At 66.9% G+C, this 14388-nt stretch carries 18 protein-coding genes; 6 read left to right on the top strand and 12 right to left on the bottom strand.

Going from position 1 to position 14388, the window contains the following annotated elements; translation table 11 throughout:
• Position 1 precedes the first annotated feature (1 nt).
• Positions 2–1063 (bottom strand): phenylalanine--tRNA ligase subunit alpha, encoded by a 1062-nt coding sequence (gene pheS / locus ACEN9K_RS08830; protein ID WP_144600331.1) that lies wholly within the window; start codon positions 1061–1063, stop codon positions 2–4.
• Positions 1064–1264: 201 nt separating this feature from the next.
• Here pheS and ACEN9K_RS08825 point away from each other — a divergent pair, with 201 nt between their 5' ends.
• The 3 genes from ACEN9K_RS08825 (at position 1265) to ACEN9K_RS08815 (ending at position 3574) form a co-directional block, all read left to right on the top strand.
• Complete coding sequence (locus ACEN9K_RS08825) at positions 1265–1717, top strand: hypothetical protein (protein WP_495635561.1); 453 nt, start codon at positions 1265–1267, stop codon at positions 1715–1717.
• Positions 1717–2373 carry an SIMPL domain-containing protein gene (locus ACEN9K_RS08820; protein ID WP_495635560.1) on the top strand — a complete coding sequence of 219 codons (657 nt, stop codon included), beginning with the start codon at positions 1717–1719 and terminating at the stop codon, positions 2371–2373. Before ACEN9K_RS08825 ends, ACEN9K_RS08820 begins: the two co-directional genes overlap by 1 nt.
• Positions 2374–2467: 94 nt before the next feature.
• Positions 2468–3574: an Rv2578c family radical SAM protein gene (locus tag ACEN9K_RS08815; RefSeq protein ID WP_018771569.1), complete on the top strand. Its 1107-nt coding sequence runs from the start codon at positions 2468–2470 to the stop codon at positions 3572–3574.
• Here ACEN9K_RS08815 and ACEN9K_RS08810 read toward each other — a convergent pair.
• Positions 3571–4017 (bottom strand): (deoxy)nucleoside triphosphate pyrophosphohydrolase, encoded by a 447-nt coding sequence (locus tag ACEN9K_RS08810; protein ID WP_056390889.1) that lies wholly within the window; start codon positions 4015–4017, stop codon positions 3571–3573. The two genes, ACEN9K_RS08815 and ACEN9K_RS08810, sit on opposite strands and share 4 nt — an antisense overlap.
• 174 nt (positions 4018–4191) lie before the next feature.
• On the opposite strand from ACEN9K_RS08810, the gene ACEN9K_RS08805 reads away from it, so the two are divergent.
• Together ACEN9K_RS08805 and ACEN9K_RS08800 are read left to right on the top strand one after the other, a co-directional pair.
• A complete protein-coding gene (locus ACEN9K_RS08805) occupies positions 4192–5400 on the top strand; it encodes an MFS transporter (protein ID WP_495635559.1) in 1209 nt (402 codons plus the stop codon).
• 148 nt (positions 5401–5548) lie between these two features.
• On the top strand, positions 5549–5824 hold the full coding sequence (locus tag ACEN9K_RS08800) for a GlsB/YeaQ/YmgE family stress response membrane protein (RefSeq protein WP_018771572.1): 276 nt from the start codon (positions 5549–5551) through the stop codon (positions 5822–5824).
• 103 nt (positions 5825–5927) lie between these two features.
• Here the strand turns inward: ACEN9K_RS08800 and ACEN9K_RS08795 are convergent, their stop codons facing one another.
• From ACEN9K_RS08795 to infC, 4 genes are all read right to left on the bottom strand, one after another.
• Positions 5928–6854, bottom strand: coding sequence for a TrmH family RNA methyltransferase (locus tag ACEN9K_RS08795; RefSeq protein ID WP_495635558.1), 927 nt, complete (start codon positions 6852–6854; stop codon positions 5928–5930).
• A gap of 72 nt (positions 6855–6926) precedes the next feature.
• Complete coding sequence (rplT, locus tag ACEN9K_RS08790; protein ID WP_018771574.1) at positions 6927–7316, bottom strand: 50S ribosomal protein L20; 390 nt, start codon at positions 7314–7316, stop codon at positions 6927–6929.
• 118 nt (positions 7317–7434) lie between these two features.
• A complete protein-coding gene (rpmI, locus tag ACEN9K_RS08785; protein ID WP_018771575.1) occupies positions 7435–7629 on the bottom strand; it encodes a 50S ribosomal protein L35 in 195 nt (64 codons plus the stop codon).
• 117 nt (positions 7630–7746) lie between these two features.
• On the bottom strand, positions 7747–8769 hold the full coding sequence (gene infC / locus ACEN9K_RS08780; RefSeq protein WP_488314805.1) for a translation initiation factor IF-3: 1023 nt from the start codon (positions 8767–8769) through the stop codon (positions 7747–7749).
• 401 nt (positions 8770–9170) lie between these two features.
• On the opposite strand from infC, the gene ACEN9K_RS08775 reads away from it, so the two are divergent.
• The gene (locus tag ACEN9K_RS08775; protein ID WP_018771577.1) at positions 9171–9557 is read left to right on the top strand and encodes a DUF1844 domain-containing protein; all 387 of its coding nucleotides are present in this window, start codon (positions 9171–9173) and stop codon (positions 9555–9557) included.
• Positions 9558–9671: 114 nt separating this feature from the next.
• On the opposite strand, the gene ACEN9K_RS08770 is transcribed toward ACEN9K_RS08775, so the two are convergent.
• The 6 genes from ACEN9K_RS08770 to hisB all read right to left on the bottom strand — a co-directional run bounded on the left by ACEN9K_RS08770 (position 9672) and on the right by hisB (position 14336).
• Positions 9672–10988, bottom strand: a complete 1317-nt coding sequence (locus tag ACEN9K_RS08770; protein WP_488314806.1) for an MFS transporter — start codon at positions 10986–10988, stop codon at positions 9672–9674.
• A 57-nt stretch (positions 10989–11045) separates the two neighbouring features.
• Positions 11046–11930, bottom strand: a complete 885-nt coding sequence (locus ACEN9K_RS08765; protein WP_495635557.1) for an SseB family protein — start codon at positions 11928–11930, stop codon at positions 11046–11048.
• A 19-nt stretch (positions 11931–11949) separates the two neighbouring features.
• Positions 11950–12696, bottom strand: coding sequence for a bifunctional 1-(5-phosphoribosyl)-5-((5-phosphoribosylamino)methylideneamino)imidazole-4-carboxamide isomerase/phosphoribosylanthranilate isomerase PriA (gene priA / locus ACEN9K_RS08760; RefSeq protein ID WP_018771580.1), 747 nt, complete (start codon positions 12694–12696; stop codon positions 11950–11952).
• A gap of 96 nt (positions 12697–12792) precedes the next feature.
• Positions 12793–12951 (bottom strand): hypothetical protein, encoded by a 159-nt coding sequence (locus ACEN9K_RS08755; protein WP_495635556.1) that lies wholly within the window; start codon positions 12949–12951, stop codon positions 12793–12795.
• The gene (gene hisH, locus ACEN9K_RS08750) at positions 12952–13713 is read right to left on the bottom strand and encodes an imidazole glycerol phosphate synthase subunit HisH (RefSeq protein ID WP_495635555.1); all 762 of its coding nucleotides are present in this window, start codon (positions 13711–13713) and stop codon (positions 12952–12954) included.
• Positions 13710–14336, bottom strand: coding sequence for an imidazoleglycerol-phosphate dehydratase HisB (gene hisB / locus ACEN9K_RS08745; protein ID WP_018771583.1), 627 nt, complete (start codon positions 14334–14336; stop codon positions 13710–13712). Before hisB ends, hisH begins: the two co-directional genes overlap by 4 nt.
• Between the last annotated feature and the right edge of the window lie 52 nt (positions 14337–14388).

Below are 14388 nucleotides of genomic sequence, written 5' to 3'. Positions count from 1 at the left end.
GTTAGATCTCCATCCCGAAGTGCTCGCTGAACCGTACATCGCCTTCGATCATGTCGCGCATGTCCCCCACCTCGTTGCGGAACATGAGGGTGCGCTCGATGCCCATGCCGAAGGCAAAACCTGAATAGACGTCCGGGTCGATGCCGGCGGCGCGCAGGACGTTGGGGTTGACCATGCCGCAGCCGCCCCACTCGATCCACGCCGGGCCGCCCTTGGCCCCGGGATGGAAGATGTCCAGTTCGGCGGACGGCTCCGTGAACGGGAAGTAGTTGGGGCGCAGCCGGATCTGGGCTTCATCGCCGAACATCTGCCGGGCGAAGTGCTCAAGGGTGCCGCGCAGGTCCGCCATGCTGAGGTTCCTGTCGATGGCCAGGCCCTCGAACTGGTGGAACACCGGGGTGTGGGTGGCGTCCAGTTCATCCGTGCGGAACACTTTGCCCGGGCACAGCACGTAGATGGGAACCTCGCGTTCCAGCATGGACCGGACCTGCACCGGGGAGGTGTGGGTCCGCATCAGCAGGTGGGCTTCAGGCGGTTCCACGAAGAAGGTGTCCTGCATTTCGCGGGCAGGGTGGTCCGGCTTGAAGTTCAGGGCGTCGAAGTTGAACCACTCGGATTCCACCTCGGGGCCTTCGGCGATTTCCCAGCCCATGCCCACGAAGATGTCCGCCACGCGGTCCTGCAGCGTGGAGAGCGGGTGGCGGGCACCTGCATGACGGCGGCGCGGAGCGGCGGTGACGTCCACAGTTTCCTCGACCAGGATCCTGGCGTCGTTCTCGGCTTCCAGTACCGCCGTGCGGTCGGCGAGCGCCTTGTTGACCCGGCCGCGGGAGGCGCCCATCAGCTTCCCGGCGAGCGCCTTCTGGTCCTTGGGCAGGCGGCCAATCTCACGGTTGGCTAGGCTCAGCGGGGACTTCTCGCCGCTGTGGGCAAGGCGCACCGCCTTCAGCTCGTCAAGGGTGGCCGCACCGGCGATGGCGGTGATGGCCTGATCTACAGCGGCGTTGATGGCGGCCTCATCCGTGGGGTTCGGGATGGCGGCGCCCGGCAAAGTTTCAGTCATCTACTGTTCTTAGCTACGAGTCGTGGCTGCCGGCGGCCGGGGCAGCCGTTGGCGGTTTCCCGCCCGGCGCGTCCGTCGCTGGCAGGTCATGGATGAATGCGCTGAACGTCAGTGTCATTCAATGACCAGGTCAGGGCTCGCCGGCAGGACCGGCGGCCACTGCCCTCCAGTCTAGTTGAACCCTCCGGCTACCATGGCCTCATGACTTTGCGGCAGCGCGCGGGTACCTTTCACGGCCCGACGACGGCCCAGCGGCTCAGGCGGGCAGCGAACCTCCTGAACGGGAGCACCCTGGCCGGGCTCGCCGTCGCGCTCGCCGCCAGGACGCAGATCAGCCGGGGCCCCCGCGGCCTGATCCTTGCCGCAGGCTACCGCTGGCGGTTGCCGTTCGCGCACGCCTACACCCTTGGGAACGTCGTGCTGTGCCGGAGCACGGCCGGTGAACTGCTGTCCCGGCCCGCACTCCTGGGACACGAGGAAGGGCACTGCACCCAGTACGCGTGGTGCCTCGGATTGCCCTTCATCCCCCTGTACCTGGCAGCCGCCGGCTGGTCGGTGCTGCGCACCGGAAATCCGGGAACGGGCAACATCTTTGAGCGCCGGGCAGGGCTGGCGGCCGGCGGCTACCCGCCCACTGCGTCGAGGCGCGCGTGATGGGCCCGGAAGCCCCCGCGCACGGGAATGCGCGAACAGTCACCGCCACGGGCACGGGATGGGCGGAGGCACCCCCTGACCTGATGCTGGTTTCGGTGGGCGTCGAGTGCCGTGCCGGATCGGTGGAGGAGGCGTATGCGGCGGCCGCGGAAGGCCTGGCCATGATGGGCTCGGTCCTCCGCGGCCACGGTGTTGCACCGGCCGATATCCGCTCGGCGGGGATGAGCGTCCGCGCCGACCTCGCCTGGCGGGACGGCGAGGGCCAAAAGCTCGTGGGGTACGTGGCGGCCAGCAGCGTCACGGTCCGGCTCAGGGACATCGCCACCGCGTCCGCCACCATCTCCGCGGCCGTCGACGCGGCCGGGGATTCCGCCCGGCTGAACACCCTGCAATTGGTCCTTTCCGACGACACCGCCGTCCGGGCTGAGGCCCGGGAAGCCGCCTGGCACGACGCACTCCGCACTGCCGGGCAGTACGCAGCGTTGGCCTCCGCCCGCCTGGGACCGGTGTTGTCCGTGACGGACCAGCGCCCGGCGCCGGGCCCGGTTCCCCTGGCGGGCATGCAGCGGGCCTCTGCTCCGGAGGGCATGACGGTGGAACCGGGCGCAAACCGGGTGGAGGCAACCGTGACCGCCACGTGGGCCCTGGAGCAGTAGGCCGCCCCTTCCACCGGCCGGTACCTCTGGGCGACCGGCTGGTATCAGCGCGCGGCGCCTTGACTTCCATTCGAACATGTTTTCGAATGGAGCCATGAGATGGGAAGCGCAGGCACTGGTACCCGATACGCCTGACACCGCGGGTGCCGCTGCTCCGGCGCTGCTTCCGCTGGCAGGACTGGTGCGTTCCGTCACCACCCCCGAGTTCGCCGGCATCACGTTCCACGAGGTCACCGCCAAATCGGTGCTCAACAGGGTCCCGGCAGGGTCAAAGATGCCTTTCGAATGGACCGTCAATCCCTACCGCGGCTGCAGCCATGCCTGTGTCTACTGCTTCGCCCGCAAGTCCCACACCTACCTGGATTTCGACGCCGGGATGGACTTTGACAGCCAGGTGGTGGTGAAGGTGAATGCCGCGGAGGTCCTCCGCAAGGAACTGAACAAGGCATCCTGGACACGCCAGCAGGTGGCGCTGGGTACCAATACGGACCCCTACCAGCGGGCCGAGGGCCGGTACCGGCTCATGCCCGGCATCATTGCCGCCTTGGCGGAATCCGGCACTCCCCTGTCCATCCTCACCAAGGGAACGCTGTTGGCACGGGACATCCCGTTGCTCAAAAGGGCTGCCACGCAGGTGCCCGTGGGGCTGGGCATTTCCCTGGCCATGACGGACGAGGCCCTCTCGGAGGCCATCGAACCCGGTACCCCAGGACCCAGGGCCCGGCTGAAACTCGTCTCCCGCTTACGTGAGGCCGGACTGCCATGCGGCGTCATGGCCATGCCCATCCTGCCGTGGTTGTCGGACAGCGACGAAGCACTTGATTCCCTCTTCGCTTCCCTGGCCACTGCCGGGGCCACCGGCGTTACGGCCGGCGCCCTCTACCTGAAACCTGGCACCCGGGAGTGGTTCATGCAGTGGATTGCCAAACACCACCCCGAATTGGCCGGCCGCTACCGGCGCCTGTACGGGACGGGTTCCTACGCCTCCAAGGAGTACCGCACCTGGCTCGCCGGCAGGGTCCGCTATTTCAAGGCACGCCATGGGTTTTCGCATTCGTCCGGCTTCAGCCACCGGGACCTGGACGATCCCCGTGCCGAGGAAGCGCAGTACCCGGCAGGAAGCATTCCGGCCGGCACGAATGCCGGGCCCCCCGGCGTCCCTTCTTCGTCCCGGCCCTCGCAGCAGGACGCGCTTTTCTAGCGGCTCCGGCCCAGCGACGATCCCACGGATTCCAGCAGCGCATGGACAATCGGATAGTCGGCGGGGATCCACGGCAAGGTGAGGACAGCTTCCCGGTCCCGCAGGTCCACCCAGCGCAGTTCGTCATGGTCTTCAAGGGGCAATGGTTCGCCGTGGGTCACCTCAGCGAACCACACCCTCATACTGGCCCGGTCATTGAGGGGCCAGCCAGCCGGTGTTTCCGCATGAAGTTCCAGTCCCAGGCGCACGCCGATTCCCAGTTCCTCAGCCAGCTCCCTCACCAGCGCCGTTTCGGGTTCCTCCCCGGGCTCCACCTTGCCGCCGGGGAACTCCCACAGCCCCGCCAGGTGCTCCGGCGCGCTTCGCCGTGCCACCAACAGGGCCGCCGGATTGGCCAGCCGGTCCACCACAGCTCCGCCCACAACCTGAATCAGTCCAGTCACCGGGTCATTCTATGGGCCACAATGGAGTGTCCGGGAACAGCATTCCCGCCTTAGGAACAGTTCCTGCCGGGAATACGTCCTGCCCAGCCGGGGTTTGCCACACTGTCCGGACCGTCCTGCCCCACTGCCGTGGCATCCGTCCCTTGCGAGTCCCACGTTTCAAGAAGCAGGAATATGAGCAGCGTTCTTTCCCCGTCCACGGCAACCCGCAGCACGACCCCCAACATCGGCATGGCGATTTTCGCCCTGGCCATGGGCGGCGTAGGCATCGGCGTCACCGAGTTCACCATGATGGGCCTGCTCAAGGAAGTGGAGCAGGGCCTGGCAATTACCACTCCGCAGGCCGGCAACCTGATCTCCGCCTATGCGCTGGGGGTAGTGGTAGGCGCTCCGCTGCTGGCCGCCGTCGGCGCCAGGCTCCCCCGCAAGAAACTGGCGCTGGGGCTGCTGCTGTTCTTTACCGTGGCCAACCTGGCGTCATTCGTTGCCCCCGACTATGGCTGGATGCTGGTGTCCCGCTTTGCCGCCGGCCTGCCGCACGGAGCGTTCTTCGGCGTTGCAGCCGTCATCGCGGCTTCCCTCGTTCCGCCCACACGGCGCGGTTGGGCCATCTCCATGGTCATGGCCGGGCTCAGCGTCTCCAACGTCGTGGGAGTACCGTTCGCCACCTGGCTGGGACAGACCTTCGGCTGGCGCCTGCTGTTTGTCCTGGTCGGTGCCATCGGCCTGCTGGCACTGGCCATGGTGTGGAAATTCGTCCCCTTCCAGCACGCCCACCCCGACGCGAGCATCCGGCGCGAGCTCGGGGCCCTCAAACGGCTCCAGGTATGGCTGGCACTCCTGGTGGGCATCGTGGGTTTCGGCGGCTTCTTCGCCACCTATACCTACATCGCCCACACCATGACCTCCGTGGCCGGCATCCCCTCCACCCTGATCCCCCTTGTGGTGGCGCTCTACGGTCTTGGCATGGTGGCCGGGAACGTCTTCGGCGGCAGGCTCGCTGACAAATCCGTCATGGGCACCCTGTACCGGGTCCTCCCTGCCATCGCCGTGGCTCTGGTGGTCTATGCGGTGGCGGCGCACTGGCAGTGGAGCGCCATGGTCATGGTGTTTGTGGTGGGAGCTTCCGGTTCCATGCTCATCCCCGCTCTGCAGACCCGGCTGCTGGACGCCTCGCCGGATGCCCCATCGCTGGCATCCTCCCTCAACCATGCCGCGCTGAACGTCGCCAACGCGCTGGGAGCCTTCCTCGGCGGCCTTGTCATCGCCCTCGGGTGGGGCTTTGTTGCCCCGGCGCTGGTCGGCGCCGTCCTCGCCGTCCTTGGTTTCGGCGTCGCGCTCCTCAGCGGCCTGCTTGAACGCAAGAGGCCGCTGGCTGCCTGAGGTTATGCGCACGGAGCCCCGAAAACGGCGGCCCGCGCTGTCCTAACGATGCAGCAACGCCGTCACCCGAGCTACTGACTTTGCAGGGGGCTTATGTTAGCTTGAGCCTCATCGGGACTATTAATCCCGGTCACAATAAGGAGGAGACATGGGTTTTCTTGCTTGGATTATTTTGGGCCTCATAGTCGGGGCCATCGTTAAGGCCGTTATGCCCGGACGGGTCGGCGGCGGCTGGGTCACCAGCCTCATCCTCGGTGTCGTCGGTGCCATTGTTGGCGGCTGGATTGGCAGCCTCCTGTTCAACAAGGGCGATCTTGCCTTCTTCGACCTCGGCACCTGGATTCTCGCTATCGTCGGCGGCCTGCTTGTCGCCGGCATCTACGGAGCAGTCACCGGACGCGGAAAAGCAACCCGCGCACCCTGATCACTCCGTCTACCAACACCCCATCGGCCCCGGACTTCCGGGGCCATTCTTTTTTTGGAAGGCCCCTGGCCTTTCCCCGAAGTTCCCGGGCCGTGGCGCGTTCCTATCCGGCCTGTTCCTGCCCCACTGCAGCAGCGGCACCGCGCTGGGAGCGGGCGCTGGCGTAGAGGCATACCGTGGCCGCCGTCCCAAGGTTGAGGCTCTCGGCGGCGCCGTAGACAGGAACGGCCACCCGGTGGTCGGCCAGTTCCAGCTCCTCCGCGGAGAGTCCCTGTGCCTCGTTCCCAAAGAACCAGGCCGTGGGACCGGCGAGGTCGTACACAGACTCCGGCCCTGTTCCGGTGAGCCGGCGCCGGGCGTTCTCGTCCTGCAGGACATCGAGGTCCAGCTGCCCGTAGCCGTCGGCGGCGAGGATGCCGATGCCGCGGGCCTTGCAGGCTGCAGCCAGTTCCGCGGGATCGGCGGCCAGCACCACCGGAAGGTGGAACAGCGAACCAGCGGTGGACCGGACGGCCTTGGGGTTGTAGATGTCCACGCTGGACGTCGTGAACACCACGGCGTCGGCACCGGCGGAATCGGCCGCACGCAGGACCGTTCCCGCATTCCCCGGGTCCCGCACCTGGCACAGCACGGCAATCAGGCGGGGCCCGGCGTCGAGCACGTCCGCCAGAGCCACGTCCACAAACCTGCAGACCGCCACTATCCCCTGCGGGTTGACGGTGTCCGCCATGGCTGCCAGGACCTCATCCGTGGCCAGCCGTGCGCTGGTGCCCTCGGAGAGCTCTTCAAATTCGGGAAAACGGTCAAGGCAGCTTTCGCTGGCGAAGACCTCAGTCACTACTCCGGGACCTCCCGCCGCAAGGCGCTGCTGGTGGAGCTTGAGTGCCTCACGGACGGCCTGCGGGCCCTCGGCCAGAAACTGCCCGCGCTTTAAACGGGCCGGGCGCCCTGCAAGCTTTGCCACATCCCTGACCCGATCAGCTCGGGGGTTGGAAAGTGGAAGGTCTTGCGGGCGCCCGGTTTCGTTCATACAGAAAACTGTAGTAGCTGCTGCCACCAGTTCCTGAACGGGCCCCTCAGGCGAGGGGCGGAAGCTGCTTGCCTAGGCTGCGGCTGCCTTCTTGGCGGAGGTGTCTGCCGGAAGGGAGTCCTTGGCCACCTGGACCAGCGCGGCGAAGGCGTTGGCGTCAGAGACGGCAAGCTCGGCCAGCATACGGCGGTCAACCTCGACCTCGGCGGCCTTCAGGCCCTGGATGAGGCGGTTGTAGGTGAGGCCGTTGGCGCGGGACGCAGCGTTGATGCGCTGGATCCACAGGCGGCGGAAGTCGCCCTTCTTCTTCTTGCGGTCGCCGTAGCTGTACACAAACGAGTGCAGCAGCTGCTCCTTGGCCTTGCGGTACAGGCGCGAACGCTGTCCGCGGTAACCCTTTGCGCGTTCAAGAACAACCCGGCGCTTCTTGTGGGCGTTGACCGCCCTCTTCACACGTGCCACGTGCGTACTCCTTCGAAAATCTGATCCCAAGCATCTACTGCCGGTGAACCGGCGGCCTGAGAATGCTGTTTGGCAGGTGACGGACCGCCAGGCGGCGGCCCCTCATAGAACTTGGAAATTAGATGCCGAGCATCTTCCGGATGACCTTGGCGTCGCCCTTGAAGACGATCCGGTCGCCGGCAAGGCGGCGGGTCAGGCGGGAGGACTTGTGCTCCAGGTAGTGGCGGCGGTTGGCCTGCTGGCGGCGCAGCTTGCCGCTGCCGGTCAGCTTGAAGCGCTTCTTAGCACCACTGTGGGTCTTCATCTTCGGCATGGGAACCGATCTCCTTACGTTTCTGCAGGCCCGGGGGCCGCAGTTCTATCGCGCAGCCACCCCTGCGGGCAGCATGCTGGTTGCTGACTGCCGGAGGCGTACCCCGGCAGCTGTGAACTAGTTGGTCTTCTTGCCGGCCGGCTTCGGCGCTGCCTTGGGGGCAGGGCGCGCAGCAGGCTTCGGCGCAGCAGGCCTGGCCACCGGCTTGGGTGGTGCAGGCACAGCGGCCGGTCTCGGTGCCGCCGGCGCGGCGGCTTCCGGCTTGGCGGCAGCTGCAGGCCTGGGAGCCGGAGCGGCCTTCGGCGCAGCAGCCTTGGGGGCTTCCTGCTTCGGAGCTTCCTGCTTCGGCGCTTCCTGCTTCGGCGCAGCAGCCTTGGGGGCTTCCTGCTTCGGAGCTTCCTGCTTCGGCGCAGCAGCCTTGGGGGCTTCCTGCTTCGGAGCTTCCTGCTCAGGTGCCTCAACAGCGGGCGCCTCGGCGGGGGCGTTGTCCTCGGCCACAGCCTCCGGCTCCGTGGAGACGGTGAAACCTTCGGGCAGCAGGTCCGCCAGTGACTGCGTCAAGGGGGCCTGGTCCTCGCCGGACGTGTCAACGCGTCCGGAAGCCTTGGCTTCGTTCTGGGCCTTGGCCTCGGCCCGCTGCGTGGCGCGCCGTGCCTCAGCCTTGGCTTCAGCCTTGTTCTTCAGCGGCCCAACCACCATGACCATGTTGCGGCCGTCAATGCGGGGGCTGGACTCCACCACGCCAACTTCGGCGACGTCGTCCGCGAAGCGCTGGAGCAGGCGGATGCCCATCTCCGGACGCTGCTGCTCACGGCCACGGAACTGGATCATGGCCTTGACCTTGTCCCCGGCACCGAGGAAGCGCAGGGCGTGGCCGCGCTTGGTCTCGTAGTCGTGGGTGTCGATCTTCAACCGGAAACGGATTTCCTTCAGAACAGTGTTCGTCTGGTTCTTCCGGGCCTCACGTGCCTTGACCGCGGCCTCGTACTTGTACTTGCCGAAGTCCATCAGCTTGCACACCGGAGGCTTCGCCTGAGGTGCAACTTCAACGAGATCAAGGTCGGACTCGGCAGCCAGTCGCAGGGCATCCTCAATACGGACGATTCCTACCTGTTCACCTGCAGGGCCGACCAGCCGCACCTCGGGGACGCGGATACGCTCATTGATTCTTGGCTCGCTAATGTTAAAGCTCCTGTGTTTGTTGTTGAGTCCGGCAAATAGAGAAGGCCCCCAATTGCCGGAGCAATCGAAGGCCTCAGATAGGTTGGCTCGGCAACCCCGTCAGGGCTGCACGCACACAGTCCCGGCGTGTGCCGGTCCATGCCCAACCAGATACCCGGCAACCTTACGTCCCCTGCAGGTTCCAAAGGAACGCCTGGGACAGCGGCTGACGCGGGTGGGAGAGAACTCCGCTTGCAAACTGGAAGCCATTCTACAGAAAAAATTCCCGTCAACGCCGCAAAAGCGCTGTTGGGAACCTGATCGTTTGGGACAATCCCTGAAATAACGACATCCAGTCGGTCTGTGTCAAGCTTACCAGTATGAGCACCTCAGACAGTAATTCGTACGTCTTCGAGCCCGGTGACGCAGGCGCAGACGTTTCACAACAGATCCGGGACATCTCGGAAGTCCCCGCCATCGAGGTCATCACCACGGCCGCCGTGCACCTCATGAGCGCAGCCGCGGTAAAGCTTGGCCTGGCCGCAGAAGACAACGCGGCCGAGCTGAAGGACCTGGACGAGGCCCGGAAGCTGATCACCGCCCTGGCCGGCCTGGTGACGGCAGCTGCCCCCGAAATCGGCTCGCAGCACGCCGGACCGTTGCGCGATGGGCTGCGGTCCCTCCAGCTGGCGTTCCGTGAAGAGTCGCTGATTCCGGATGCACCGGGCAAGGGCCCGGGCGAAAAGTACACCGGCGCAGTGAACTAAGGAAGAACCCACCCAAGCAGCGTCCGACGGCGGGACGGCCTTTCAAGGTCGTCCCGCCGTCGTCGTTTCCAGGCAAAGCACCCGGGGCTTGACCGGCCACTCCGTACCTGCCGTTCAGCGCGGCGGACGGAAATATCGGGCGGCGGCTTTTCGGCGGCGCTGCTGGAGGGCCAGGCCCACCAGGCACAGCACGACGCCGGCGGCGCCAACCGAAACGAAACCCCCGGACGGTCCCATGAGGTCGATGAAGATGCCGGCCAGCGGCGAGCCGAGGGCAACACCAGCGGTCAGGGCTGAGCCGTACCAGCCCATCGCCTCCCCGCGCCGTTCCTCCGACACCAGGTCCGCGACCGTTTCGGAGGCTGCGGAGAGGACGGGGGCGCAGAGCAGGCCGGGCAGGATGGAAACCAGTGCCAGCGTCCAGGTGTCGTGGGCGAAGGCCATGGGCAGCGTCAGCGCCGCCATTCCCAGCAGCAGGATGACAGGCGGGATGGGCCGGTGCATGGCGCCGTAGATGAGTCCGCCCACCACCGAGGCGGCGCACCAGAAGACGAACACGATGCCGATCTCGCTCTGGCGGCCTCCGGTTTCCAGCGCCGCAACGATGCCAACGTCGGTACCGCTCAGGACCATGCCGGCGCCGGCGGCAACGGCAAAGAGTGCCGCGACCGTTGCGGTGAACCACGCGAAGCCGCCCGCCAGCCTTCCGCGCAGTCCCTCTGCCGCACGGCTGGCCGTCCCGGCCGGTGACAGTTCCGCGGCGGCTTCCTGGACGTGGGCCGGAGCGGTGGCGACCACGGCGGCTTCCGCGGCATGTTGCTCATCCCCGGCGCATTCGGCGGTTTGCGCCGGGCTGCGGGTGGGCGGGTTGAACCACATGAGGGACAGCCCTGCCAGGGACGTGGCCACGCCCACCACGGTCAACCCGGCAACGGTAAATCCACTGGTGGCCACCACGGCGCCGGCGGCCGGCCCGATCATGAATACCATTTCGGTGGTGATGGCGTCCAGGGCGAACGCGGTGCGGCGCTGGTCGCCCTCCGCCAGGACGCCCAGGGACTGCCGGACCACGCTGAAAATTGGCAGCGTGAGCAGGCCGCCCACGAAGACCAGTGGGAGGAGCCACTGGTAGGACACGTGCGGCACCACAGACCAGATCAGCGTCTCCGAGATCACGGACGGGATGAGTGCGGTCCGCAACCCTACGGTGTCAACGCGCCTGCCGCGCCACGGGGCGCCCAGGGCAATACCGATGGTCATGACCGCTGCGGCGGCGCCGGCCGCGGCATAGCCCTGGCCAAGGGTGAGGACGATGTGCAGGGTCAGGAGCACCCCGGCCGCTGAGTGCGGGATGCGGGCGATCATGCCAACCAGCAGCAGCCGGCGGATTGGCCGGACGGCGAGCAACTCCCGGTAGAGAGCGAAATTCACGAAACGGTCCTTCAGGGTATGCCGCAGCACTGGCGGGGATCACCCATCCGGCTGCGTCTAGTCGGGAGCGCGCCTCAGTTTGATTTCCAAGGAGTCGACGCGCTCCCCAAACAATACATTCCGCGACCACTCCGCCTGGAGGTTGGCCACCAGTTCCTGGACCCCGGCGGCGTCCAGGCCGTCCTCAAGGTACAGCACCACCTGAAGTTCCGGCCCGGCACCCCCGCCAGGGACTACTGCGCCATCGGCAGCACTGGAAGCCACTCCCCTGCCCGGCATAAGCCCAATGCTGCGGATGGCGGCGAACCCGGAGGCTGCGCGCGCCATTTCATCGGCCAGCTGGGGGTCGTTGTAGGAGGGGGTCCAGTCGTGCTGCTTTGCCAATGCCCAGACCCCCGGACGGCGCACCACGAACGTCACGTCGGCGCCCGGGTCCAGGACCAGGAGCTCGGCGCCTTCGGCGACTGCCGAGAGGGCAGCCCGCGCGGCGTACACGGCGACGGGCCGGGCCTCGGGATGCCAGGCGGCCAGCCCGGCGGCCGAGGTGAAGGCGGGGAGGGCAGTCCTGCCGTCAGCCGCCTTCAGCGTTACCAGCGCCATGTCCGCCTGCTTGTCAGCGTGCAGTCCGTGGGCTGTTTCCGACTCTTCAGCCAGCTGCGCAACAATCGGAATGAAGACCCGGGCCGTTGCCAGGGCGGCCACGACGCCCGCTTCATCGCCTGCCCCTTGCCGGAGCGCGTCCAGGGCGGCGAGGTAGCCGGCGTCGGCCGTTCCGTCGTCGTCCTCGAAGTTGTGGATCCTGCTGTCGTCACCGGCCAGGCTGCGTCCTGCCCATGGCTGGCCCGCCGAATCCGTGGCGCCACCAGCGCCGGACAGGGCTGCCGCGATATGTCCGGGCAGCTGGCGTGCTGGCTGCCGCCCTGGCTCCTCGACGTTAGGCATGGGGTCGATGTCCGCCGGGTCAGCGCCGGCCGGCGACGTCGAGGGCTTCGGGCAGCGTGAAGGCTCCGGCGTACAGGGCCTTGCCCACAATCGCGCCTTCCACGCCCAGCGGGACCAGGGACCGGAGGACCTTCAGGTCGTCCAGGCTGGAGATGCCGCCGGAAGCCACAACCGGCTTGCCGGTCTTTTCCACCATCTGGCGGAGGAGTTCGACGTTGGGGCCCTGCAGAGTGCCGTCCTTGGTCACGTCGGTCACGACGTAGCGGGAGCAGCCGGCCTCTTCGAGACGGCCAAGGACCTCCCAGAGGTCCCCGCCTTCCTTGGTCCAGCCGCGGCCGGCGAGGGTTGTTCCGCGGACGTCGAGGCCCACGGCGATTTTGTCGCCAAAGCGTTCGATGGCCCGGCGGGTCCACTCCGGGTTCTCCAGTGCAGCCGTTCCCAGGTTGACCCGGGCCACGCCCAGGTCAAGGGCGGCTTCCAGTGTTTCGTCGTCGCGGAGGCCTCCGGAGAGCTCCACCTTGATGTCCAGCCGGCCCACGACTTCCCGGAGCAGGTCTGCGTTGGAGCCGCGGCCGAAGGCTGCGTCCAGGTCCACCAGGTGCACCCATTCGGCGCCTTGCTGCTGCCAGTTCAGCGCAGCTTCAAGGGGGGTGCCGTAGCTGGTTTCACTGCCCGCCTCGCCCTGGACCAGCCGGACGGCCTGGCCGTTGACGACGTCGACGGCTGGCAGCAGTTCAAGTACCGGCAGGTCATGTGCGGTGGTCATACTCATCCTCGGTGTCGATTTCGGTGCGGAAAGCAGGGCGCTGGGTCCGCGATGCTGTTGGGGTGAAGTTGGCGGCCCTCGCGCTGTGGGCTGTGGTCAGTCTGCCGGCAGGGTCAGCAGGTAGGCCGCCACCAGTGACATGGCGGCCAGGACGTAGAACGCCACCTGTGTCCAGAGTGGCTTGCGCTGCTGCCGGAATGAGATGCCGCCACCGATGAGGATGCCGGCGAGGCCCATCAGGAGTACCGACCACATCTAGGCGTCACTGCCGGCGTCCGCCGGTGCTGCAGCGGATTGACCGGCGGCCGGTTTCCGCAGGCCTTCCACCCAGTTGCGCAGGAGCCGCGCACCGGCGTCGCCGGACTTTTCGGGGTGGAACTGGGTGGCGCAGAGGGGGCCGTTCTCGACGGCGGCGATGAAGGGGCCGCCGTGTTCGGACCAGGTGACCAGGGGCGGCGCCATCCGTGGCTGGATGACGTCGAAGTTCCATTCCTGCACGCCGTATGAGTGCACGAAGTAGAAGCGTTCGTTTTCGACCCCGGCAAAGAGTTTGGAGCCTTCCGGCACCTTGACCGTGTTCCAGCCCATGTGCGGAACCACCTCCGCGGGGAGGGCCTCTACCTTGCCGGGCCATTCGCCAATGCCTTCGGCTTCGGTGCCGTGTTCCACTCCGGCTTCAAAAAGGACCTGGAGGCCCACGCAGATTCCAAGCACGGGGCGTCCGCCTGCCACCCGCCTGCCGATCAACCTGATGCCGTCCACGGCCTTGAGTTCGCGCATGACGGTCTCGAACGCACCTACGCCCGGAACCACCAGGCCGTCCGCGTTCAGTACATCCTCGGGCTTGGCGCTCAGGACTACTTCCGCGCCGGCACGTTCCAGTGCCCGGACTGCGGACCTGACGTTCCCGGAACCGTAATCGAGCACGGTGACCGTGGGTTTGCCCTCAGGTGAAGGCAGCTTGCCTGATGCTGACGGATCGATGATCGCCCCGTCTTTGAGGACCTGGCCGCTCACAGCGCCCCCTTGGTGGAGGGGATGCCTTCAACCCGGGGATCGGGTTCGACGGCGGCGCGGAGGGCGCGGGCGAAGGCTTTGAACTGTGCCTCGACGATGTGGTGCGGGTCCCGTCCGGCCAGCACGTTCATGTGCAGGCAGATGCCGGCGTGCAGTGTGATGGCTTCGAAGACGTGGCGGGTCAGGGAACCGGTGAAGTGGCCGCCGATCAGGTGGTACTCCTGCCCGGCCGGCTCGCCCCCGTGCACCAGGTACGGGCGTCCGGACACGTCCACCACAGCGTTCGCAAGCGCTTCGTCCAGCGGAACGGTGGCCTCACCGAACCGGCGGATCCCGGCCTTGTTCCCGAGGGCGGTCCGCAGGACCTCGCCGAAGGTGATGGCCACGTCCTCAACAGTGTGGTGGACGTCGATGTGGGTGTCACCCGTGGCCTTGACCGTCATGTCGATCAGGGAGTGCTTGCACAGGGCCGTGAGCATGTGGTCGTAGAACGGCACGGAGGTATCGATGTCCGATACGCCGGTTCCATCGAGGTTGATCTCCACGAGCACGGAGGACTCGCTGGTGGCACGCTCCATGCGGGCGGTCCGGGCCGCAGCCGTATTCGATCCGGTGGGACTCATGGTGAAGGATCCTTTGTGGGAGAAGAAGTAGTTCAAGGCGCCCAGCGCCGCA

Source organism: Pseudarthrobacter sp. Pseusp20 (assembly GCF_059492155.1).
The sequence above is the reverse complement of the archived record's forward strand: the minus strand, read 5'-3'. Positions and strand labels throughout refer to the sequence as shown.